At 58.1% G+C, this 23355-nt stretch carries 20 protein-coding genes and 1 riboswitch; of the genes, 15 read left to right on the top strand and 5 right to left on the bottom strand.

Annotated features, from left to right (window positions below; genetic code table 11):
- Nucleotides 1-159 precede the first annotated feature (159 nt).
- The 10 genes from F591_RS0115475 (at nucleotide 160) to F591_RS0115430 (ending at nucleotide 9751) form a co-directional block, all read left to right on the top strand.
- Nucleotides 160-1092, top strand: a complete 933-nt coding sequence (locus F591_RS0115475) for an Rpn family recombination-promoting nuclease/putative transposase (protein ID WP_019535531.1) — start codon at nucleotides 160-162, stop codon at nucleotides 1090-1092.
- A gap of 657 nt (nucleotides 1093-1749) precedes the next feature.
- Nucleotides 1750-2229, top strand: coding sequence for a DUF6530 family protein (locus F591_RS0115470; RefSeq protein ID WP_019535530.1), 480 nt, complete (start codon nucleotides 1750-1752; stop codon nucleotides 2227-2229).
- Nucleotides 2230-2355: 126 nt separating this feature from the next.
- Nucleotides 2356-2715, top strand: a complete 360-nt coding sequence (locus F591_RS0115465) for a GIY-YIG nuclease family protein (protein WP_019535529.1) — start codon at nucleotides 2356-2358, stop codon at nucleotides 2713-2715.
- Nucleotides 2716-2879: 164 nt separating this feature from the next.
- On the top strand, nucleotides 2880-3302 hold the full coding sequence (locus tag F591_RS0115460) for a VOC family protein (RefSeq protein ID WP_019535528.1): 423 nt from the start codon (nucleotides 2880-2882) through the stop codon (nucleotides 3300-3302).
- A gap of 144 nt (nucleotides 3303-3446) precedes the next feature.
- Nucleotides 3447-3638: riboswitch (cobalamin riboswitch) on the top strand.
- A 258-nt stretch (nucleotides 3639-3896) separates the two neighbouring features.
- Nucleotides 3897-5483, top strand: a complete 1587-nt coding sequence (locus tag F591_RS0115455; protein ID WP_019535526.1) for an ABC transporter substrate-binding protein — start codon at nucleotides 3897-3899, stop codon at nucleotides 5481-5483.
- Nucleotides 5471-6424 carry an ABC transporter permease gene (locus tag F591_RS0115450; protein WP_019535525.1) on the top strand — a complete coding sequence of 318 codons (954 nt, stop codon included), beginning with the start codon at nucleotides 5471-5473 and terminating at the stop codon, nucleotides 6422-6424. Before F591_RS0115455 ends, F591_RS0115450 begins: the two co-directional genes overlap by 13 nt.
- A complete protein-coding gene (locus tag F591_RS0115445; protein ID WP_019535524.1) occupies nucleotides 6421-7272 on the top strand; it encodes an ABC transporter permease in 852 nt (283 codons plus the stop codon). The genes F591_RS0115450 and F591_RS0115445 overlap by 4 nt, the downstream gene beginning before the upstream one ends.
- A complete protein-coding gene (locus F591_RS0115440; protein ID WP_019535523.1) occupies nucleotides 7269-8234 on the top strand; it encodes an ABC transporter ATP-binding protein in 966 nt (321 codons plus the stop codon). Before F591_RS0115445 ends, F591_RS0115440 begins: the two co-directional genes overlap by 4 nt.
- Nucleotides 8227-9012 (top strand): ABC transporter ATP-binding protein, encoded by a 786-nt coding sequence (locus F591_RS0115435; protein WP_019535522.1) that lies wholly within the window; start codon nucleotides 8227-8229, stop codon nucleotides 9010-9012. The genes F591_RS0115440 and F591_RS0115435 overlap by 8 nt, the downstream gene beginning before the upstream one ends.
- A gap of 25 nt (nucleotides 9013-9037) precedes the next feature.
- Entirely contained in the window at nucleotides 9038-9751 is a 714-nt protein-coding gene (locus tag F591_RS0115430; protein WP_019535521.1) for a class I SAM-dependent methyltransferase, read from the top strand.
- A gap of 27 nt (nucleotides 9752-9778) precedes the next feature.
- On the opposite strand, the gene F591_RS0115425 is transcribed toward F591_RS0115430, so the two are convergent.
- Complete coding sequence (locus F591_RS0115425; protein WP_019535520.1) at nucleotides 9779-11158, bottom strand: DUF5808 domain-containing protein; 1380 nt, start codon at nucleotides 11156-11158, stop codon at nucleotides 9779-9781.
- A 25-nt stretch (nucleotides 11159-11183) separates the two neighbouring features.
- Nucleotides 11184-11567 (bottom strand): GntR family transcriptional regulator, encoded by a 384-nt coding sequence (locus tag F591_RS0115420; RefSeq protein ID WP_019535519.1) that lies wholly within the window; start codon nucleotides 11565-11567, stop codon nucleotides 11184-11186.
- 759 nt (nucleotides 11568-12326) lie between these two features.
- Between F591_RS0115420 and gap the strand changes: the two genes are divergently transcribed.
- From gap to ppdK, 3 genes are read left to right on the top strand one after another with little or no spacing between them, the layout of a single operon-like run.
- Nucleotides 12327-13382 carry a type I glyceraldehyde-3-phosphate dehydrogenase gene (gene gap, locus F591_RS0115415; protein ID WP_026326648.1) on the top strand — a complete coding sequence of 352 codons (1056 nt, stop codon included), beginning with the start codon at nucleotides 12327-12329 and terminating at the stop codon, nucleotides 13380-13382.
- Entirely contained in the window at nucleotides 13354-13566 is a 213-nt protein-coding gene (locus F591_RS28235) for a GapA-binding peptide SR1P (RefSeq protein ID WP_019535517.1), read from the top strand. The genes gap and F591_RS28235 overlap by 29 nt, the downstream gene beginning before the upstream one ends.
- Nucleotides 13563-16229: a pyruvate, phosphate dikinase gene (gene ppdK / locus F591_RS0115405; RefSeq protein WP_019535516.1), complete on the top strand. Its 2667-nt coding sequence runs from the start codon at nucleotides 13563-13565 to the stop codon at nucleotides 16227-16229. The genes F591_RS28235 and ppdK overlap by 4 nt, the downstream gene beginning before the upstream one ends.
- 453 nt (nucleotides 16230-16682) lie before the next feature.
- Here the strand turns inward: ppdK and F591_RS0115400 are convergent, their stop codons facing one another.
- The 3 genes from F591_RS0115400 to F591_RS0115390 all read right to left on the bottom strand — a co-directional run bounded on the left by F591_RS0115400 (nucleotide 16683) and on the right by F591_RS0115390 (nucleotide 20688).
- Nucleotides 16683-18098 (bottom strand): NAD-dependent malic enzyme, encoded by a 1416-nt coding sequence (locus F591_RS0115400; protein ID WP_019535515.1) that lies wholly within the window; start codon nucleotides 18096-18098, stop codon nucleotides 16683-16685.
- A gap of 191 nt (nucleotides 18099-18289) precedes the next feature.
- A complete protein-coding gene (locus tag F591_RS0115395) occupies nucleotides 18290-19051 on the bottom strand; it encodes a response regulator (protein WP_019535514.1) in 762 nt (253 codons plus the stop codon).
- On the bottom strand, nucleotides 19048-20688 hold the full coding sequence (locus tag F591_RS0115390) for an ATP-binding protein (RefSeq protein ID WP_019535513.1): 1641 nt from the start codon (nucleotides 20686-20688) through the stop codon (nucleotides 19048-19050). The genes F591_RS0115395 and F591_RS0115390 overlap by 4 nt, the downstream gene beginning before the upstream one ends.
- An 83-nt stretch (nucleotides 20689-20771) precedes the next feature.
- Here F591_RS0115390 and F591_RS0115385 point away from each other — a divergent pair, with 83 nt between their 5' ends.
- Nucleotides 20772-21827, top strand: a complete 1056-nt coding sequence (locus F591_RS0115385; RefSeq protein ID WP_019535512.1) for a DctP family TRAP transporter solute-binding subunit — start codon at nucleotides 20772-20774, stop codon at nucleotides 21825-21827.
- A 108-nt stretch (nucleotides 21828-21935) separates the two neighbouring features.
- Complete coding sequence (locus F591_RS0115380; protein ID WP_019535511.1) at nucleotides 21936-23249, top strand: dicarboxylate/amino acid:cation symporter; 1314 nt, start codon at nucleotides 21936-21938, stop codon at nucleotides 23247-23249.
- Nucleotides 23250-23355: the final 106 nt, after the last annotated feature.

The raw sequence follows: 23355 nt of genomic DNA, 5'->3' as shown, positions 1-23355 counted from the left end.
TTGCGGCGCTATCTCTATCGTATCGAAAATCCGCGGGAAACCGCGTTTTTTTCTTTTGGCTGGGGGAGGGGAGAGGAGAATTGACACAAGGGTTTCATTCATTGTTCCAGCCGTGGAAACCAAGTATAATTAAGACAGGTACGACAGGAGTTGCCGCCAGTGGACTCAAGTACGAATTCCGAAACGGTACATCAGCGTCATGACACGTCGTATCGTTTCCTGCTTTCCAGTAAAAAATTATTTGTGGAATTGCTCCGTTCCTTTATCGATAAGGGGTGGGTGCAAGCGGTAGATGAAGAGCATGTGCAGGAAATTCCGCATTCTTTTGTCCTTCAGGACTTCAAGCGTCAGGAAGCAGACTTGGTTTATCGGGTGAAATTGAACGGGCAGGATGTTGTCTTTTACTTACTTCTGGAGATGCAATCCAGTGTTGATTTTCGAATGCCATATCGGCTGTTGCTTTACCAAGTGGAGATTTGGCGGTATTGGTTACAGAATGAGGAAGAGGCATTATCCAACCGGAAATCCTTTCAATTACCTCCTATTATTCCGATTGTGCTGTATAATGGGAAGGAGAAATGGACGGCTGAGCGACAGTTTCGCAAGCTGTTATCCAACGAAGAGATGTTCGATTCGGAATTGTTGAACTTTGAATATTTGCTCATAGATGTAGCACGATATACAGAAGAAGAATTATTGTCATTATCGAATACCATTGGCTCTGTCTTTCTTCTTGACCAGACGGAAGATCAGGAGCATTTGCTGAACCGGCTTGGCAAGTTGATGAATACGATTCAGCAAATGCCGGAGGACAATCAGCAGAAATTTGTGGCGTGGATGGCAAATATCCTGTTGCAGAAGTTGCCGGAAAATGAACCGAGCTTGCAGCAGTTTATCCAAAGCGTGAAAGGAGATGCAGCGTTTATGGGCCTGGAAAAGATATTGGATGATATTGAGCGTAAAGGAGAACAAAAAGGCAAAGAACAAGTAGTGAAGCAGATGATTGCTGAGCAGTTGGACCCGGATCTGATTTCCAGAGTGACCGGATTTTCACTAGATAAGATTAATCAATTGCGCAAAGAAACCCATTAATACATGCGGCCGTTCACAGAGCGGTCTTTTTTATTGGCAATTACTTTCTATCCAAAATCAATATATCTTTCTCATAGCTGTGGTGATGAACTCAACTTCCTAAAAAGCTAGTTCTCCCATTTCCACTTTCCCATATTCCAACTTTTGATGGATCAATTGGTTCTTGTGTTTATCCAAATTCATCAACCTCTCCATAGTAACTTTTGCAAATATCTAATCTTATACCCTAGTATGTTCGAATATGGCTTTGAGCTTAACTTAATGACATTGGCCCCAGGCCCCGTTTTGTTGTACTAAATACAACAATGAGCTGCGACACAGCGCAGATTTCGTCTGCACCAATCGAGCCGTGGAATCCGATAAGCCGTGCCCGAGCGAAAGCAAGTGAAATCAAGCAAAGGAAAGCGAAATCTGGCAGAAAACAGGGCGACTTCGCGGAGCTGAATTCAGGCATCGAAAAAAACTGCGATTCGCTATGAGAGTGAGAGAGTTCCGGTTCCCCATACTGCTCCCGGCACGCGGTGGTCCGCTGCATGACGGCGTCGGTCGCGGAGGCAATAGCACCTAAGGGGAACAGCGGTTGACGAATGCAAAAAAGTAAGATATAATCATTTAGTAAATTAGTAATTTAGTAAATGGAGAACGGAGATATCGACGATGAAAATTCCTACAACATTAAAGCATAAACCCGTTATCATATCGGAAAATTACGAGCAGGTCGACGGCCGTTACGCAGGAAATACGGATGCGAAGGGGCTGTCCTTGGGGCTGGCCCAGTGGAACGACCGGGGCAAGGTCGATATTTCGGCTAAAGTATGGCGGTATACAGGAGAGAAGTGGTCCCGGCAATCGGAGGAGCTGCCACTGCACCGCGTACTGGATCTGTCTATTCTCATCTGCCGGGCGATGGCCCATTTTCGCGAAGCGTACCGGTACGAACATCTGTATGATCCAAAGTCGCCGGTGATCGACCGGGTCGGCCTGCAGGGGGACGCGATGACCGTCGCCGTTTGCACGGACAACGACAAAATCAACGAGGACATCAAGCTGTTCAGCCAGTCGCTGAGCGATAATGACGAGCTGATCGGAGAGAGGTTGCGCACGCTGGCGCGCATTTTAAAGGATATGGGATATTAATTCGATCCGGCTACCCTGGCAGGCGGTAAAGCACGATTATGCCCGACTGTTTGTTCGCTCTGCCAAGGATGAACCCGCTCAAGCCACTGACACCTGGCACGGGGATAACAGGAGTGAAAAGATACAATGGACAAGGCCAAGCGCAAGGAGCTGCTGGAGCAGTACAAGCAGATCAAGACATATATGGGCGTCATTCAGGTAAAGAATAAGACGAACGGCAAAATCTACATTGACAGCTATCCGAACCTGAAAAACAAATGGTTTACGATTCGCACTCAGCTGGAGATGGGCAGGTTTGTCAACAGCGAGCTGCAGAAAGACTGGAACGAGCTGGGGCCGGGGGCATTCGACTACGAAGTATTGGAGCAGAAGGAAGCAGATAAGGTCGCCGATATGCGATGGGAGCTGAAGCAGATGTTGAAGTCGTGGCTTGCCAGGCTGCAGCCTTACGGCGATAAAGGCTATAACAGGCCGCCGCGCGATTGACAGACCGCTAAAGCGCCCCGACCACAAATCTCCTCTTGAATGAGGGGATTTTTTTGCTGCTGGAAAATTCATCTATGACAATAGCTGTCGCTATTAGCCGATATAATGAAACTGGACCTGAGGATAATAAACCCGAGGAAATGAAACCATAGGAGATGGTAACGATGAGTTTGCAGCTTACCCCTTTTATCTTGCTGGATGGAACCGCCGCCGAAGCGATTGCTTTCTACGAGCATGCACTAAGTGCAGTCGTCGTCTTCAAGCAGACGTTCGGCGAGGCGCCGGAAGATCACGCATTTTCGTTCCCGGATGAAGCCAGGGATCGGATCGCCCATTCCGTATTGAAAATAGGCGATGCCGAACTGTTCGTAGCCGATAGCGAACCTGGCCAGCCTCTTCAGCAGGGCAATCTGATCAGCATCTGCATTTCGGTAGAGAACGTCGAGCAGGCGAAACGGCTGTTCGATGCTTTGAAGGAAGGCGGTCAAGTCAACATGCCGCTGCAGGAGGTTTACTTCAGCCCCGGCTACGGCGTAGTAACGGACAAGTTCGGCGCCGTGTTCCAAATTTTCACCAAGCGGGGATAAAACCTAAGGTATGCTCGCAAAGCGGGATAATTCCTCGGATGCAGGGTTATCCTGCTTTTCTTTTTGCGCTGCATTGGTCGGTAAAAATGTTCTCCAAAACTTGATTGACATGATGAGCCGCCTGAACTAATATCAGGGATAATACGATATTCAGTTTGAACAGGTACCTGCATCGCGAAGCGATCAGGTTTAATAGGGAAGTCCGGTGCAAAACCGGCGCGGTCCCGCCACTGTAACGGAGAATACCGCATGGAGAGCCACTGGCCGGCAGGCTGGGAAGGGAATGCGGCTGCTCGACTCCGGAGCCAGGAGACCTGCCTGTTCATGAACAACCATGGCCTACGGGGAGATAGGGAGGTGTTCGATACAGCCGTTTGTTCGCATTATGCGTATAAATCCGGATTACTGTTCGTGCGTCTTCTGTGTCCCTTCAAGGGGAGAGGAGGCGCTTTTTATGTTGTTAAAAAAGGAAGGATAAGCAAGTTTTCGCGAAAATACGAATGGCTTATCGGCAATCGCTCGTAGACTTGACAACTGCTTGTGATTATAATAGTAATTATTACGAACAAGAATAGGCAGGAGGACTACATAAGTATGCTGTTGAACGGATGGAAAAAAGGCTGGATCGCCATGCTGCTCGCGATCTGTATTACGGCGGCGGGCTGCCAGCCGGCCAAGGAAGCCGGCCCGGCCGCGCTGCCCGAAGCGAATCAGGCGGAGCAGCCGCAGGAAATTGTGCTTGCCGCGCCGCGCGATTTGGCCCCGGGACCGAAGGACGCTTATTACACGAGCTTGATCCTTTATGTATGGGAGCCGCTGATCGCCGGAGGCGAGGACGGGGAGCCGGCGCCGAAGCTGGCCGAATCGTGGGAGATGTCGGAGGACGGACGGGAGTGGACGTTCAAGCTGCGCGATAACGTCCGTTTTCACGACGGGGAGAAGCTGACGGCGGATGCGGTCATCGCCAATTTTGCACGGTATAGGAAGGTGAGTCCGAAGAGCTCTCCGTTTTATACGCTGAATATCGATACAAGCTACCCCGGCCTGCAAAATATCGCCAAGGTGGACGAGCTGACGTTACGGCTCAGCTTCAAGGACCCGCAGCCGACGCTCCCTTATGCGATGGCCAATTTCGCAAGCCCGATCTACAGCCCGAACAGCTTCGACGAGAACGGAGATTTCAAGGGGCTGCCTCAAGGAACGGGGCCGTTCAAGCTGATCGAGCATCAGAAGGATGCTTTCGCGTTGCTTGAGGCGAACCCGGATTATTACGGTCCGAAGGCGAAGACAGGCAAAATCCGCGTGCGGGTCATCCCCGACCCGGATACGCGGCTCGCCGCGCTCAAGGCCGGGGAAATCGCCGGCGTCATGGACCTGGGGGCGCTGCCGCCGGAACAGGCCCGGGAGCTGTTGAAGGATGAGCGGTTCGGCGTATCGCATACCGCTTCGACGATCTCGCATTACCTGCATCCAAACGGCAAGGAGGGGCCGCTCCGCGATGTCAGGCTGCGCCGGGCCGTCAGTCTGGCTATCGACCGGGAGATGATCGTGCGTGAGCTGTACCGGGGCTATCCGACGGCAACGGTCAATATTCTGAATGCCACCTCTCCTTTCCATAAGGAGCTGAAAGTCAGCTACGACCCGGCCGAAGCGAAGCGGCTTGCAGGGGAAGTGCTGGGGGACAAGCGGCAGCCTGTCCGGTTGATCGTGCCATCCTACGGAATCGATCGTTATCCTTACAAGGCGCAGGCGGAGCTGATTCAGCATCAGCTGAAGGACATCGGCCTGGACGTGGAAATCCGCATTTTGGACGGAGCGGCATTCAAGGAAGCGCAGGCGAAGGGCGACTACGATCTGGCGCTGGCGACACAGGGCTTGCCGAATGCCGAGCCTTTTACGATTCTGAACCAGTATATGGCAAGCAGCGGCTCGGCAAACAAAAACTACAGCCTCGGCTACAGCAGCGAGCGAGTTGACAGTCTGCTCAAGGAGGCGGCAGGCTTGCTGGACGTCGAGGAGCGCCGGCGCATTTATGACGAGCTGCAGGATATCGCTGCCGCCGAGCTGCCGACGATCCCGCTGTTCAACGACGCCAGCCTGATCGCTTACGACAAGCGGATCCAAGGCTACAAGGCGCTGCTGTACGGCACGAGCTTGTCTGAGCTGGAATGGGCTCCTTAACCCGCTATTTATGCCGACGCTTGCTGGCGGCTGTTCCGCTGCTGGTCGGGGCGACGCTGATCGCCTTTCTGCTGGGCGTGGCCGCGCCCGGCGACCCGGCGCGGGAAGCGCTCGGCATGAGCGGCGTTCGCGAGCCGACGGAGCAGGAGCTGCAGGCGATGCGGGAGCAGCTCGGGCTGCACCGTCCGCTGGCCGTTCAATACGGACTGTGGCTCATCAAGGCCGCGCAGGGCGATCTTGGCGTCTCCTATATCACGAAGGAGCCGGTCGCGAAGGAGTTGCTGCGCCGGCTGCCCCATACGCTTGCGCTTGCCATCGGCGCCGTGCTGATCGCCGCCATGACCGGCATTCCGCTCGGCATCTGGATGGCGGCGCGGCGCAACCGGTGGGAGGATCATCTGGGGAGGACGGTTGCGCTGCTGCTCGTCTCGGTTCCCGGCTTTTGGCTGGCCATTCTGTTCATCCTGCTGTTCTCCGAAACATGGGGGCTGCTGCCGACGAGCGGCTTCGGCGGCTGGCGGGAGCTGCTGATGCCGTCGGCTGTGCTCGCTTCCGGAACCGGGGCTGTGCTGATGCGGCTGTCGCGCGCCGCCATGCTTGAGGTGATGAGCCAAAACTACATGCTTACCGCCAAAGCGAAAGGGCTGGGGGAGCTGGGCGTGCTGATCGGGCACGGGCTTAAAAATATGCTGATCCCGGTCGTTACCGTCCTCGGCTCCTCGTTCGGGGGCATTGTCGGAGGAGCGGTGATCGTGGAAGTGATTTTCGCCATACCGGGGATCGGGCGCTATGCGGTTGAAGCGATATACCGCCGGGATTATCCCGTCATTCAAGGCTATGTTCTGTTTACTTCCATTGTCTATGTGCTGTTCAATCTGCTGGTCGATCTTGTGTATACATGGGTGCAGCCGCAAATTCGCCTGGGGGGTGCGGTGCGATGAACCGAACATCGCTGCTTGATGCCTTCCGTTCCCCCATGGCTGCAGCCGCCTTGTCGTTTCTGGCGGTCGTTGCGGCGATCAGCGCTTTCGCGCCGCTGCTTGCCCCCTGCGATCCGGAGGCGGTCGATATGGGCAACCGGCTGGCGCCTTTCAGCTTAAGCCATCCGCTCGGCACCGACCATCTGGGCCGGGACGTGCTCAGCCGCTTGCTGCACGGCGGCCGGCATACGCTGCTGCTGGCGCTGGCGGCTTCCGCTGCGACGATGGCGATCGGTCTTGCGCTCGGCATCGTTTCCGGGTATTTCGGCGGCTTCGCGGATGATGCGATTCAGTGGTTCGTGCAGCTGTTTCAAGGCTTGCCCGGGCTCAGCTTTATGCTGGCGATCGCGGGAACGCTCGGGCCCGGAGCCGCCAGCTTGTTTATCGCGGTCGTCATCACCTCCTGGGCGGACTTCTCCCGCATCGTCCGCGGCGAGACGCTCAAGCTGCGCGAGGAGCATTACGTTGAAGCGGTGCGCGCGATGGGCTCCGGCCATGGACGGATCATGCTCCGGCACCTCATGCCCAATCTGCTCGGGCCGATCGTCGTCCTCTTCACCGTGCGGATCGGCAGGACGATGCTGGCGATCGCCTCGCTTAGCTTCCTCGGCCTGGGGCTGCAGCCGCCGCTGCCCGATTGGGGCGTGATGGTGAGCGACGCCAGGACGTATTTTCGCAGCTATCCTCATCTGATGATCCTGCCGGGAATGTGCATTGCCGCGGTCTCCCTCGCGATCAATCTGCTCGGCGATGCGCTGCGCGACGGCTGGGATGCGAGAACGGAACGAAACGGGGAGGAATGGCGATGAGCGGAACAAAGCCTTTGCTGGAAATCCGCAATCTGCATATCAGGTTTCGCCAGCGGGCCGGCGGCGAGCCGTTGACTGTGGTCGACGGCGTCAGCTTGAGTGTATCGGGGCGCGAGACGTTCGGATTGATCGGGGAGAGCGGCAGCGGCAAGTCTGTGCTTGGCATGAGCATCCTGCGGCTGCTGCCGGGCAGCGCCGTCGTCGAAGGGACGATCCTGTATGACGGCGACGATCTGATGCAGCTGCCCAAGAAGCGGCTGCGCCGCCTGCGGGGCGGAAGCATCGGACTCGTGCCGCAAAATCCGGCGACGTCGCTCAATCCCGTCCTGCGGATCGGCCGCCAGGTGATCGAGCCGCTTCGACTGCATCGGCGCCTGTCCCGCCAGCAAGCGGCGGCGCAGCTGCTGGAGCTGCTGGAGCGGCTCGGCCTGCCCGAGCCTGAGCGGACGAGCCGGCAGTATCCCTGGCAGCTGAGTGGCGGCATGAAGCAGCGCGTGCTCACCGCCATCGGGATCGCCGGCAGGCCCCGGCTGCTGATCGCCGACGAGCCGACGAAAGGGCTGGACGCGATTGTGCGCAAGCAGGTCGTCGATCTGCTGGCGAATGCGGCGCGGGAGAGCGGCGCAGCCATGCTCGTCATTACCCACGATCTGCAGGTGGCGGCGAAGCTGTGCGACAGGGTCGGCGTCATTTATGCCGGGCAGCTGGTCGAGGCGGGCCCGGCCGCGGAGCTCTTCGCCCGCCCGCTGCATCCGTATACGGCCGCCCTGCTGGCGGCGGCCCCGAACAAGGAGCTGAAGCCGATTCCCGGCCTCAGCCCCGCTCCCGGCCTCCGGCCGCAAGGCTGCGCGTTCCATCCGCGCTGTCCCCACGCCATGGACCGTTGCCGCCGCGAGCGCCCGGTCTCGGCTGCGGGCGAACAGGCGCCGGGCCGCGAAGTGAGGTGCTGGCTGTATGAATGAAGGTGTTAACCGCCCGACGGCGGAAGTGGTCCGGGTCACGAGCCGCTATGCCGCTGCGCGAAGGAATCGCCCGGCAGAGCCGGTGCTGAAGCAAGTATCGTTGGCGGTTCATCCGCTGCGCACCGTCGGCCTGGTCGGCGAGAGCGGCTGCGGGAAATCGACGCTGGGCCGCGTTATGCTGAAGCTGCTTCCGGTGGAAGCGGGGCAGGTCCGCTTCGAGGGCCGGGACATCACCGGATTATCGCTGCGGGAAATGCGGCCGCTTCGCAGGCGGATGCAGATCGTGTTCCAGCATCCCGATTCCTCCTTCAACCCTAGAGCGGTGCTGCTCGACAGCCTCGTTGAGCCGACGGCGATTCACCGGTCGATGTCCCGCTCGGACGCCGCCGACCGGGCCCGGCAGCTGCTGGACGTCGTCGGGCTGCATCCCGAGCTTCTGAGCCGCTACCCGCACCAGGTCAGCGGAGGGCAGCTGCAGCGGATGGCGCTCGTGCGCATCTTGATGCTTGAGCCCAAATTCATCGTGTTGGATGAGCCGACCTCGATGCTGGACGTTTCGGTGCAGGCGCAGCTGGTGGAATGTCTGCGGCGCGTGCAGCAGGAGTTCGGCATCGCGTACCTGTTCATTTCTCATGATCTTGATCTGATTCGGAGAGTGAGCGACGACATTGCGGTGATGCAGGGCGGGCGCATTGTGGAGCAGGGGACGCCCGAACAAATCTGGGAAGCGCCCCGCGAAGCGTATACTCGCGCGCTGGTGGAGGCGTTCCGATTTTAGAAGACCAAGAAGGGGACATAACGATATGAAAAGCGCCGTAATCAAGATCAAAGCGCCGGGCTTGCGCCCATCCGAGCTGTGGGAGGCGGCATGGGAATACGCCTCGCGCACGAACCCGAGGACAGCCGACGATGGGGAAGAGGAACGGTTTTGGCAGGAATATGCCCCTCATTACGACGAACGGAGCCCGCTGGCTGCGCTGGCAGGGGAGCTGATGGAGGACGTCTGTTCGCTGCTGGATAAGAAGGACCGGCTGCTGGAGGTCGGCGCCGGCACCGGCGCGTTTACGAAGCGTCTGGCGCCGCGTGTCGGACATGTGACGATCGTGGAGCCGTCGCGCTCGATGTACGCCCAATTGTTAGCGTCCTGGCCGCAGGCGATGCCGCTGCCGGAGGCGATCCTTGCCAAGTGGGAGGACGCGCCGGTCCATCCCGGGCAGGCGGACGTCCTGTTCAGCGCCAACGCCGTATACCGGATTCGCGATATGAAGCGGTGCCTGCAGCGGATGGACATGGCGGCGGCGCGCCGCGTCATTCTGGTGCAATCGGTCGGCAGGCCGTACGCCAATCCGCTGGCGCTGGATGCGGACGGACAATCCATGGAAAAGGAGAGGGCGGATGCCATATCCGACATTTTGCACGAGCTTGGCATCCCCCACGTATACAAAGCGTTTCCGGTGAAGCGCAAGGAGGGCGTCGTCCACGACGTTGCCTTGATTCACTGGCGCACCCGGCGGTGACAGCCGGTCGGGAAGCGGCCCGGCAGCCTATTGCTTCAAGGCCTCAAGCTCGGCATAGAGCTGGCGGGTCTTCTCCGGGTCTTTATCATTATAGTAGATGACGACGTCATCCAGCTTGAGCCGGATATAGGGCGGATTGTCTCTGAACACATACAATCTCGCTTTGCCTTCTCCCTCCAGGCGAAAATGGCCGCGGGCGAACTTGCCCGTCGCCTCGCCGCTCGTCTTGACGCCGGCAGGGACGGTGTCCGCCAGCGTCAGCTCGCGAATCTCGTCGCTCCGGAAGCTGAAGGAATACATCGGGTAGTCGATGTGAACGTGACGGTCGGACGTTATGGCCATGCTCGGTGATGTCAGCTCGGAGCGAATCAGCAGGAACGACACGCCAATGATCACGACAGCCATCAGCCCGATCTTGCCTCCGAAGAGCAGCTTGCCGGCCAGCGTTCCCGTATTGATCGTTTCCCCCACGCCCACCCGCTTGGGGACGAAGAGGCTGGTGTCCTGAGGGTTGTGGTACGTGAAGCCGTTGGCCCAATATTCGTCGTCGTCGGTATAAATTTTTCGCCCATCGTTCGCCACGATTTCCCTTTCCCGCGCCTGAAGGCTTCGATAGACGTATACCACGAGCGCTGCCGGAAAAGCCGCAAAGAGAAGGATAACGGTCATCCAAATGCCGTTTAAGTCATAGCGCTCGCTCGACAGATGGAGGAAAATAAGCAGGAAATGCACATTTTCAATGATGGCGACCGCCAGCCACAAATACGAAAGCGCCCTGCGCCTTGCCTGATTCAAGACTAGGTTGATCTCCGAATTTTCGCTGAATACAATCGCTTTGCTTCTGCGCATCAGGATCGAGGTCAATAGCAGCGCCGCGGTAACGGCTATCCCTCCGACGAAGATGCCGTAAAACGGCGAATCCTTCAGCCAAGCCCAGATCGCAAGCCCTCCGGCTACAGCAAACGGAACGGCAAACAGCCACAGCGATGCCGCGCGCTTGTTCTTCAGCATGGATACGCGCAGATCGCCGATAATGACCCGCTTCGCTCCCACGAACCATTCCTTCTCGCGCTTCAACTCCAATGTATCGCGGAAGGCGCGCCGGAACGGCAACACCGTCACGACTGTCAGAAGCAGCAGCCAGAGGAACAAATATAGCAGTTGAAAAGCGGACCACTGCCGGAGCAGCACAAAAGGGACGAAAGCGGCCGCCATGCCGACGGCCGTCCGCAGCATCCTGCGGTTAAAGGCGCTGCGGATCGACTGTATATCCGGATGGTCCGCGGCATGCTCGGGCAAAGTCACGGCAAACAGCATGCCGTTTTTAAATTTGGTTTGCGCCTTGTACGTTGCGAACATGGCAATGTAGCAAATCAGCGCTACAATGGATAATACGGCGGTTATCAAATACGCTCAACTCCTGTGTGTAGACTTAAGAATGCCGATAACTCATTTTGGAAAAAATACGCGAGCACACCTCCTGGAACCGGGACGAATCGACGCCATGGATGACCGCTTCCGCAATGATCAGCTCGAGCCGCTCCTCGATCTGCCACATGGAAGCCGGATCGCCGGGGAGAGCCGGGCTGACTTTGGCTCCGTGCCGCCGGTCGATCGCGATGTAGCCTTCCTGCTTCAGGAGCGCGTACGCCTTGTTGACGGTCATCGTATTGATGCCGAGATCTTCGGCCAGCTGGCGGACGGTGGGAAGCTTTTCCTGCGGCGCCAGCGCGCCGGTAGCGATGCCGATCACAATCTGATTGCGCAGCTGCTCGTAAAGCGGGACATCGCTGTCCAACTGAAGCGAGATGAGCAAATGACAGGCCTCCTTTCATTTTCATTAAGTATTACTCATAATAATACAAATAATACTTAGTGTCAATGGGCCAATGTTCGCGGGAGCGCAAAAGGGGATGAGGAGTCTATGACGAAGACACGAGCACGGGCGATTCCTTTGCGCCGGCCGGCCGCCTGCGGTACTGAATCTTCGTCGGCGGACTTCGCCGAATGATCCAGATGTGCCTATGACAATTGCCCCGGCCCGTGCCTCAGGCAGCGTCCTGTGTCCGCTGGTGCCCTAAGCCCGTGTCGCAAACAGGGGGCATTTGGGGTTTGAGCTTACGTGCTCCAATATGAGCCGGGCCCACGTGCTCCCATCGGTGGATCGAACAGGCGCCGAATGCATTCCGCTGGGCGTAAGGCTGGTTCAGGTCCCATAGGGAAAGACGCTTTTTGCAATCGCTTCCATTTATTATCGGTCGCCACCTTCGGTGCTGAACACTCGCCAACGACCTTCGTCGAATGTTCAGGATAGACACCTATGACGAACAATCCACCCTCATCGCACGTCGCCAGCGGCCCGGAAGCCGCCATGTGCGCGCTCAAGCAGCGGGGCGAGGGGATCATTGCTCGTTTAAGACGTCATATATTCGGATCGTGTCGCTATTTTGCGCGATAAATCATTTTTATAACGACATAGTTCATTTATATATTGCGCATCAAACAATCATTACGTATAATTATGACATAATAAATATAAATAGTATGTCATATTAAATGAGAGGGGCGTTAGGTGTTGCGGGTTGCTCTAAGCGGTACAGGGAGGATCGGCAGGCTATGCCTGCGCAAAGCCTTGTCGGAGGAATGCGGCGATTTGGAGATCAGCGTCGTCAATTCGACCTGCTCTGCGCGCGTGCTGGCCCATTTGCTCCAATACGATACGGTACACGGCAAATGGGATGCGGTAATCGAGGTTGAAGACCGGGCGTTGACGATTAACGGCCGGCGGATCACGCTCATTTCCGGGCGGCATTCCCCCGATGCGCTGCCTTGGCGCGAATTTGGCGTGGAGCTGGCCATTGATGCGACAGGGAAGTTTACCGATCGATCGGGCATGGAAAAGCACTTGGCGGCCGGAGCCGAAAAAGTGCTTATCACCTCGCCGGGGAAGGATGTCGATTTGACCGTCGTCATGGGCGTTAACGAACGGCGGTATGATGCGAGGCGGCATCGCCTCCTGTCTGCGGCCTCGTGCACGACGAATTGTTTGGCGCCGGTTCTGTATATCCTGGACGAAGCTTTTGGCGTGAAGCGAGGGTGGATGACGACCGTCCATGCGTATACGAACGATCAGAAGCATCTGGATAATCCGCATCAAGACCTTCGCCGCGCCCGATCGTGCACGAGCTCCATCATTCCGACATCGACGGGGGCGGGCAAAGCTTTGGCCGACGTGCTTCCGCATCTTGCTCCGCATATTCGCGGCGTCTCCCTGCGCGTGCCGACGCAGGACGTTTCGCTGCTGGATGTGCAGCTGCAGCTTCATGGAGCGGTGAAGACACAGGACGTCAAAACGGCTTTTGAGCAGGCGATCGCCGGCAGCTTAGGGGCTTATGTCGATTATAACGAGCTGCCGCTGGTGTCTTCGGATTATATAGGAAACGCGAAATCAGCGGTCGTCGATGGACTTAGCATCATGACGGATGGAGATCAAGTCAAGCTGCTGGCGTGGTACGACAATGAATGGGCGTACGCCTGCCGGGTCATCGATTTTGCCCGTTATATCGCCCAAGAATCGCAAATGCACAAGGAGGAGAGCGGTTATGACAAGCTTCAACAATCCTCATGCTGAGGTCAGCTTACACAGCGACATTCATGATCAGGTTGAACAGCAGTGCGAGTTGGGCATTCTCATTTGCAAAATATGCGGTCAAGTGATCGATACGCTGCCAACGAATGGTGTGAAAAAAATATACGGCGTGTGCAGCGGGACCGATTGCAGGAATATAAACAGGGGAGAGAAACAAACACAATGAGATGGGTTTATGCATTTACGGAAGGCAATGCGCAGATGAGAGCTTTATTGGGCGGCAAAGGCGCGAACCTGGCGGAGATGACGCGGGCGGGCCTGCCCGTTCCGCCGGGATTTACGATTACGACCGAGGCGTGCCGCGCCTTCTTTCAAGCTGGCCGCCGGATTTCGGACGAAGTGCGGCAGCAGATCGCGGCCGCTTTGAAGCAGCTCGAACGCGACAAGGAACAAGTGTTCGGTTCCGCGCAACAGCCGCTGCTCGTGTCGGTAAGATCGGGTTCGGTGACGTCGATGCCCGGCATGATGGACACGATTCTCAACATCGGTCTCAACGACGATACGGTCGAAGGCTTGGCGGCGCTCACGAACAATCCCCGTTTCGCTTACGACTGCTACCGCCGATTGATCCAAATGTTCGGCAATGTCGTGATGGGCATTGAGCCCATCCATTTCGAACGGCTGCTGCAGCGATTGAAACAGCAGCTCGGCGTACAGGAGGACCGGGAAGTGCCGGCCGACGGATGGAAACGATTGATCGTCGATTACAAAGAATGCATTCAAGCCAAGGCCGGCCGGGATTTCCCGCAGCAGGTGCACGAACAGCTGCTGCTCGCCGTGGAGGCGGTATTTGCGTCGTGGCATAACCCGAGGGCTGAGGTGTACCGCCGCCTGAACGGCATTCCCGACGATCAGGGAACTGCCGTCAACGTGCAAAGCATGGTTTTCGGCAATCGGGGGGACGACTGCGGCACCGGCGTCGTCTTCACCCGCAACCCCTCAACGGGAGAAAACCGTTTGTTCGGCGAGTATCTGATCAATGCGCAGGGCGAAGATGTGGTGTCCGGCGCAAGAACGCCGCTGGCTATTGCCGCGCTTCGGGATCAGTGGCCGGATATTTACCGTCAGCTGGAACAAGTATGCAGACAGCTGGAGGCCCATTACAAGGATATGCAGGATATCGAGTTTACGGTGGAGAACGGCAAGCTGTACGTGCTGCAGACGAGAAGCGGCAAGCGCAACGCCCAGGCGGCCTTAACCATCGCGGTCGACCTCGTTCGGGAGGGGACGCTTGACAAACAGGAGGCGCTGCTTCGCATCGAAGCGCTGCATTTGGACCAGCTGCTTCACACGAGGCTCGACGAAGACGCCGCAACCGATGTGCTGGCCGTCGGATTGCCCGCTTCGCCGGGTGCGGCCGCAGGCATCGCGGCATTGGATGCGGATACGGCCGCCGCATGGAGCAAGGAAGGCAAACGGGTCATTCTTGTGCGGCCGGAGACGACGCCGGAAGATATTCATGGCGTGCTCGAATCGGAAGGCGTGCTGACTAGCCGCGGCGGCATGACGAGCCACGCCGCCGTAGTGGCAAGGGGGATGGGGAAGCCGTGCGTCTGCGGCTGCGAAGAGCTGCATATCGATCTGGAGCAAAGATGCATCGCTGTCGGGAATCGAACGATTGCCGAGGGAGAATGGATCACGCTGGACGGAGCGAGCGGCCGGGTTATTGCCGGCGAGGTGCCGCTGAAAGAAGCGGCGATGACCGATGAGCTGCGGCAAATGCTGCAGTGGGCTGACGAAGTCCGCACCTTGCAAGTATTCGCCAACGCCGACAATCCCGAAGACGCGCAGATCGCCCGGCGCTTCGGCGCGCAAGGCATCGGGCTGTGCCGGACGGAGCATATGTTCTTCGCGCCTGAGCGGCTGGCTGTCATGCAGCGGATGATTATGGCCGATACGCCCGGGGAGCGGGCAGAGGCGCTTAAGCGGCTGCTGCCGATGCAGCAGGCGGATTTTGCAGGCATGTTCGCGGCGATGGAGGGGCTTCCCGTGGCGATCCGGCTGCTCGATCCGCCATTGCACGAGTTTTTGCCGAAGGTCGGCGAGCTTCAGCAAAAGCTGCAGCAGGCGATTGGCGACACGGACAAGGAAGCGCTGCGGCGCATGATCCGCAAGGTGCATGAGCTGCACGAAGCGAATCCGATGCTCGGCCAAAGAGGCTGCCGCCTGGGCATTGTGTTCCCGGAAATATACGAAATGCAGATCGAGGCGATTTTCTGCGCAGCCTCCGATTGCATGGACAAGGGCATTCGGGTCCTGCCGGAAATTATGATTCCGCTCGTCGGCCACGTCAGCGAGCTGAAGGCGCTGCGCGAGCTTGTCGATCAGACGGCGGAGCGCGTGCTGGGAGCGGAGCGGAAGAGGGCGTGTCCGTACAAGGTAGGCACGATGATCGAGGTGCCCCGCGCGGCCTTGACGGCCGGACAAATCGCCGAATATGCCGATTTTTTCTCCTTCGGCACCAACGATTTGACGCAGCTGACATTCGGATACAGCAGGGACGACGCCGAGGGCAAGTTTTTGACGCGTTATATCGATGGCAAGCTGCTGCCGCACAATCCGTTTCAGGTGCTCGATACGGAAGGGGTAGGGCAGTTGATCGAGCTTGCGGCAAGCTCGGGGCGCAGCGTGCGGCCTTCCTTGAAGACCGGCGTCTGCGGCGAGCATGGCGGAGACAAGGAATCGATCGCCTTTTGCCATCGCGCGGGGCTCGACTATGTCAGCTGCTCGCCGTACCGCATTCCGATGGCCATCATCGCCGCCGCCCAAGCGGCTATCCAGCATCAAGCCGAGCGATTGGTCACGGCCGCCCATAAAGACGCGAGCTGAAAATAACGAAAAACTGCCGTCCGAACGGATAAGGATCGGACGGCTGTTTCGTCGTACGCCCAGCATGGGCGTCATCTCCAGGGTGAAAGTCCCGAACGGGGGCTAGCGAGCGCCTGCCGTTAGCTGAGGGCAAGGGTGTCCGCCGCGAGGCGGAATCTGAAGGAAGCCGGAGGCAAACGCACGGGCCAAGGTACACGAACTGGATTTGAGGCAGGGTTAGTCGGATGAGTTGCCCAAACACAACGAAATCCAAAGCCGTCAAAGGCTAGACCTGTATACTCCCGGCTAAACCGTTATCTGATGGGATGACTGGGCTACTTCGACTGGCCTCCGCGAAGAAGCACTGCGAAATGTTCGACCAGTGCATTCGCAGAAGAAGCGCCGTATGCGGACTCGCATGTACGGTGGTGTGAGAGGACGGGGGCTAGCCGCCCCCATACTCGATTGCCGCGCTTACGAGCTTGGCCTGCGGCGCGCCACGCCGCTTGCGATTGCCGCCTGGATGACCGCTTCCCGCACTTTATCGGCGACGCTCTGATTGAACACGCTCGGAATGATGTAAGATTCGTTCAATTCGTCGTCGCTGATGACGGAAGCGATTGCGCGGGCGGCGGCCAGCTTCATCTCCTCCGTAATGCGCGACGCCCGGCAGTCGAGCACGCCGCGGAACAGGCCGGGGAAGCAGAGCACGTTGTTGATCTGGTTCGGGTAGTCCGACCGTCCGGTCGCCATCACGCGCACGATTCCTTCCGCTTCCTCGGGAGCGATCTCCGGCGTCGGGTTGGCCATCGCGAACACGATCGGGTCGTGGGCCATCTTCCGCACGTCGGCCGGCTTCAGCACGCCGGGGCCCGACACGCCGATAAAAATGTCCGCGCCGGCGATCACGTCGCTCAGCGTTCCTTGCTCGAGGCCCGGATTCGTATGCTCCGCGTACCAGTTCCATGCCTCATGCGTATACGTCGTGCCGCGTACGAGAGCGCCTTCACGATCGACGCCGACAATGTTGGTCGCACCGGCTGCCAGCAATATTTTGGTGCAGGCGATGCCGGCGGCGCCGACGCCGCAGAGCACGATTTTGCAATCCTCGAGCCGCTTGCCGACCAGCTTGAGGGCGTTGAAAATGCCCGCCAGCAGCACGACGGCGGTGCCGTGCTGATCATCATGGAACACGGGAATGTCCAGCTCCTCGATCAGCCTGCGCTCGATCTCAAAGCAGCGCGGCGAGGAAATATCCTCCAGGTTAATGCCTCCGAAAGCGGGGGCGATCAGCTTGATCGTGCGGATGATTTCTTCCGTGTCCTGCGTATCCAGGCAGATCGGGAACGCATCGACTCCGGCCAGCTGCTTGAACAGCATCGCTTTGCCTTCCATCACGGGCATCGCCGCTTCCGGTCCGATGTTGCCGAGTCCGAGCACGGCGCTGCCGTCGGAGATGACCGCGACGGTGTTGCGCTTGATCGTCAAGGAATAGGCGCGGCTCGGCTCTTCGTGGATCGCCATGCACACGCTGGCCACGCCGGGCGTGTACACGCGCGACAAGTCGTCCCGCGTCTTGATCGCCAGCTTCGGCGTCACTTCGATTTTCCCGCCGAGGTGGGCCAGGAACGTCTGGTCCGACACCTGCAGCACCTTCACGCCGTCCAGGTTTTGCAATACGGTTACAATTTTCTCTTTGCTCAAGGTGTCCAGGATGTTGACCGTAATGTCGCGAACGGCGGTCGTTTTGCCCGTGCGGTTCAGGTCGACCGCGACGATGTCTCCGCCGGCGTCGCCGATGGCGGTGGCGATTTGTCCGAAGGTCATCTTTGCTTTATCGATTTCGAGGCGAAGCACGATGTTCGTGCTGGCTGCCGCTGGCATCGCCATGTTGTCCACGCTCCCCATGTCGCAATATTTGCTGATTTTAGCGCATAGCTAACTTGAAAATTCGACGAAGCTTATCGGCGAATTTTCAACACCGAAGGTGACGACCGATGACGAAAGAGTTCGCCATGTCATAGGCGTCTACCACAACGTATCCGATTTCATGGGGGCGCGTAAACCTTTTGTCCATTTTATTATTTTTGTTTATTTTGTTCATCGGGAAGGCCGTACCGGTTCACTGGCCGGCCGACGCCGCCGTAATGCATATCGAGCGCGATCCGGCCCTGCTTGGCCAAATAATCGAGGTAGCGGCGCGCCGTCACCCGGGCGATGCCGACGCCGTCCGCCACTTCTTCCGCCGACAGCATGCCGCTCTGCTTCGTCATAAATAGAATGATCTGCCTTAATGTCAGCGCATTCAATCCTTTCGGCAGCTCGTCCTGCGGGATCGCCAGGCTGGCAAGGGCGCCCGCATCGCCGGGGGACGGGGCTTGCGCCGCCGTTTCCGCGGAAGAGCGGCGAAGCAGCCGGTCCAGCTCTTCCTGCGTCCACTGCCGGTCCGTGCGGTATGCCTCATAGTTCGCGCGGAACCGCTCCAGCGTGTCCCGCACCCGCTCAAATTTGAACGGCTTGATGATATAATCGATGGCGCCGCTGCGCATCATCGTGCGCACCGTATCCGTTTCGCGCGCGGCGGTCACCACAATGACATCGACCGGCGCCTGAGCGGAGCGCAGCTTGCGGATCGTCTCGATCCCGTCCAATACAGGCATGAAAATATCGAGCAGCACCAAATCCGGCTGCAGCTTCTCCACGAGCTTGATCCCTTCGGCGCCGCTTGCGGCCATGCCGACGACCTGAAAGCCTTCCACCCGTTCCACGAACATGCGGTTTACTTCCTGCACCATCGGATCGTCCTCGATGAGCACAACCCGAATCGTCCGCCATTCGCTCACTTTGTATTCCTCCTCTGCCGCGCTTCATCGCCGCCGCGGCTCCCTTCAGTAGTTTCATCCATCGGAAAACTGACGATAAACGACGCGCCCGCCCCCGGCGACGACTGACAGGACAGCTCGCCGCCCGCCTTGTGCACAATGCGGCTGACAAGATGCAGCCCGACGCCGCGGTTGGCCGATTGCTTGGTCGTATAGCCTTGCTCCAGCATCCTCGCTTTCGTCTCTTCCGTCATCCCCGTCCCGTTGTCCTCTACCAAAATGGAGAGCACCTCATCGTCCTGTTCGATGCTGATATACACTTCCTTGCGCTCCCGCTCCGCCGCTGCGAGCGCGTCGAACGCATTTTCGATCAAATTGCCGATAACGATGACCAGATCGTGGTGGTCGAGTGCGGAGGGGAAGCGCTCAATGCCGCTGCGGCGGTCCAGCTCCACCTCGATGCCCAGCTCCCTGCCTCTCCTGATCTTGCTGAGCAGCAGGCCGGCAATGCTATCGCTTCCGAACCGTTCCTGCAAAAATCCCGACAGCTCCTCCTGGTATTCGGACGCCTCAAACACATATTGCAGCGCCTGTTCCTTCTTGTCCAGCTGAATCAAGCCCGCGATCGTATGCAGCTTGTTCATGTATTCGTGGTTTTGCACGCGAAGCGCATCGACGAAAGCGCGCACCCCGGTCAGCTCCTCCGCCATGCGGGTCACTTCCGTCCGGTCCTGGAAAATGGCGATCGCCCCGATCGTCTGCTGCCGATCGACGATCGGAATCCGGTTGCTCCAGATCCGCGCGTTGCCGACGCGCAGCTCCTGGTTGTAGATCGGCTTGCCGAGCTCCAAAATTTCCGGCAGTCGGGTATCGGGCAGCACGCTGCGGATCGGAAGTCCGACGACATCGCCGGAGATGCCGAACAATTGCTTGGCGCGGTCGTTGAATATCGTAATGATCTCCCGGGTGTCGATCGCCACGACGCCCTCGTGCATCGCTTCGTAGGCGGCGCTGCGCTCGCGGAACATGCGCGCGATTTCCTGCGGCTCGAGATTGAACATCTGCCGCTTGATATGGCGGGCGAGCTGCCACGAGCCCCAGATGCCGAAGGAAAGCGACAGCAGCATGGTGACGATAATGAACTGCCGCTGCTCCTTGATCATTTCGCCGAGGCTCGGCAGCAGCCTGCCGGCGACGACGACGCCGACCTGCCGGTGCTCCTTGTCCATCACCGGCACGTACGCGCGCACCGCGGTGCCGGCTTCTCCGCTCGCTCTGGACAAATAAGTATGCTCGGCGAACGCCGCGTCGGCGTCGGCATCCTCGAACGTCCCGCCGATGCGGGATGAGATCGGATGGGACAGCCGCTTCCGGTTCATATCGAGCACGACGATATAGGTGACGTCGTTGGTGATGCGAATATGATCGGCGATCGGCGCGATCTGCTTCCAGCCGTCCGGCGAGGCGATCGATTGCTGCACTTCCGGCAGCCCCGCCATCGTGCGGGCGGTGATCATCACCCGCTGGCCGATCTCGTCTTCCCTCAGCCGGGCCACGCTGCCGAGCAGGATGATGCCGCCGATGACCAGGGAGAACAGCACGAGGCCGAACGAGAGGAGCGTGATTTTCCAATGAATCCGCAGCTTGTCCAAATGCATGCTATTCCTCCGGCGACCGAGTTTACGTTGTGATAGTATTGTGCAATAATAAGCGTTAAATATCAACTGGGGGAGGGGATGACGTGAGACCGGTGTACGGCATGCTCTTGTTCGTTCTGTTCGGTCTGGTCACCGCGGTGATCATCGGTTTTCGGCCGGGCTTGTCGAAGCCGCTTCCCGAAGATCATGAGCAGACCGGCCTGCGCGACCGCATCGTCATCAAATTCAGCCACGTTGTCGCCGAGAATACGCCGAAGGGCCTGGCAGCTGAGCATTTCGCAAGCCTGGTCAAGCAAAAAACGAACGACAGGGTCGAGATCCAGGTGTTCCCGAACGGCATGCTGCATTCGGAAAATACCGAAGCGGAGGCGCTAAGGCGCGGCGAGATCCAGATGATCGCACCGTCCTTCTCGAATATGAGCAATATCGATCCCGCGTGGTTCGTCATGGATCTTCCGTTCGCTTTTCCGGACCAGGATGCTGTCGACGAAGCGCTGAACGGCCGCGTCGGCGCCGCGCTGTTCCGAACCGTGGAGAAGCAGAACATGCACGGCCTCGCCTTTTGGAGCAACGGCTTCAAGCAGATGGGCAGCAACCGCCATCCGCTGATCGAACCGGAAGATTTCCGCAATCAGACGTTTCGCATATTGCCGAGCAAGGTGCTGGCCAGCCAGTTCAGCGCTCTGGGCGCGGCAACGATCAGCACGCCGTTTAACGAGGTATACCGCCATCTTCAGCAGGGCATCGTCGACGGTCAGGAGAATACGATTTCCAACATTTACACGAAGCGGCTGTACCTTGTGCAAAAATATATGACGATCAGCAATCACGGCTATCTCGGCTATGCGGTCATCGTGAACAAGCCTTTCTGGGAACGGATGCCCGAGGAGCTGCGGCTTGCCGTTCAAGAAGCGATGGCGGAGACGACGGCCTGGATGAGACAGGAAACGAAAGCGATGCACGAGCATCAGCTGGAACAAATCCGCGCATCGGGAGCGATCGAGATTCACGAGCTGACAGGCGAGCAGCGGCGGAGATGGGAGGAGGCCATGCGCCCGGTGTACGAGCAGTATCGCAGCGTGATCGGCGGCGGGCTGGTCGAAGAGATCGAGCGGCTCCGGGAGCGCCGCGCCTCGTGACCGAAATGACCAAAACAACCAGTATGACCGAATACTTTTATAAATCGCTTTCTTTTTTTACAATGGGGTCACCTTAAGGGCTTCAACGTGAGAAGAGAGGTTGATTCCATGAAACTGAATTTTAAAAACTTGACCGTTCAGGTAGTTATCGCCATTATTCTCGGCATTCTGCTCGGTCATTTCTTTCCGGCAACCGGAGAGAAGCTGAAGGTGCTCGGCGACATCTTCATCAAGCTGATCAAGATGGTCATCGCGCCGATCGTGTTCTTTACCGTCGTGAACGGCATCGCCAACATGGGCGATATGAAGAAGGTAGGACGCATCGGCGGGAAGGCGCTGTTATACTTTGAAATCGTTACCACCGCGGCGCTGGCGATCGGACTCGTCGTCGTCAATCTGGTCAAGCCGGGCTCCGGTATCGATATGTCTGGCGCGACCGGCGATATTTCCAAGTATACGAAAGCTGCCGCGGAATCGGAGCACAGCATCGTGGACTTTATTCTCGGCATCGTGCCTGAAAGCGTTGTCGGCGCGATGGCCGGCGGCGATCTGCTGCCGATTCTGCTGTTTGCGATCTTGTTCGGACTGTCGCTGACAGCGATGGGGCAAAGCGCCAAGCCGGTGATTGAGCTGTTCGACAAGCTGGCTCATGCGTTCTTCGGCCTCGTCAATATGATCATGAAGGTTTCGCCGCTCGCCGCATTCGGCGCGATGTCCTATACGATCGGCAAATTCGGCATCGACTCCCTGTTCTCGCTCGGCAAGCTGATGGGCTCGGTGTACATTACGATGGCGCTGTTTATTTTTGTCGTGCTGGGGACGATTGCCAGGTTTTACGGATTCAGCATTATTCGATTTATTCGTTACATCAAGGACGAGATTTTGCTCGTGCTCGGAACGTCTTCCTCCGAATCCGCACTGCCGAAGATGATGGAGAAGCTGGAGAAATACGGTTGTTCCAAGTCGGTCGTCGGACTGGTCGTGCCCACCGGATATTCGTTCAACCTCGACGGAACGTCCATCTATTTGTCGATGGCCGCGGTGTTCGTCGCACAGGTCGCCGGCGTCGATATGACGATTTGGCAGCAGCTGACGCTGCTCGGCATCCTGATGCTGACGTCGAAAGGCGCCGCCGGCGTAACCGGCTCCGGCTTCATCACATTGGCTGCCACGCTGGCCGCGTTTCCGTCGATTCCGATCGCCGGGATGGCGCTGCTGCTCGGCGTCGACCGCTTCATGTCCGAGGCCCGCGCCATTACGAACCTGATCGGCAACGGCGTCGCCACTGTCGTCATCGCCAAGATGGAAGGCGAATTTCATCCCGAGTCCGCTGCGGGAGAGGGAGCGGCGGCCGCTCCGGCTGAAGCTGCCGAAGCGGGCTCCGAAGGCGCCAAGCTGCAGTACGGGGTCGATCGGGCGTAACACTTCTCTGCGTGAGGGCAACACTTGCAGCAAATTCCGCGTGCAGCTCATCGCACATTCCAACCCATACCTCCGTCGGCTCAACCGATGAGACAAAAGCCGATCT

It is taken from the genome of Paenibacillus ginsengihumi DSM 21568, from assembly GCF_000380965.1.
GTDB lineage: Bacteria > Bacillota > Bacilli > Paenibacillales > NBRC-103111 > Paenibacillus_G > Paenibacillus_G ginsengihumi.
This window is presented reverse-complemented; position numbering and strand designations above follow the sequence as displayed.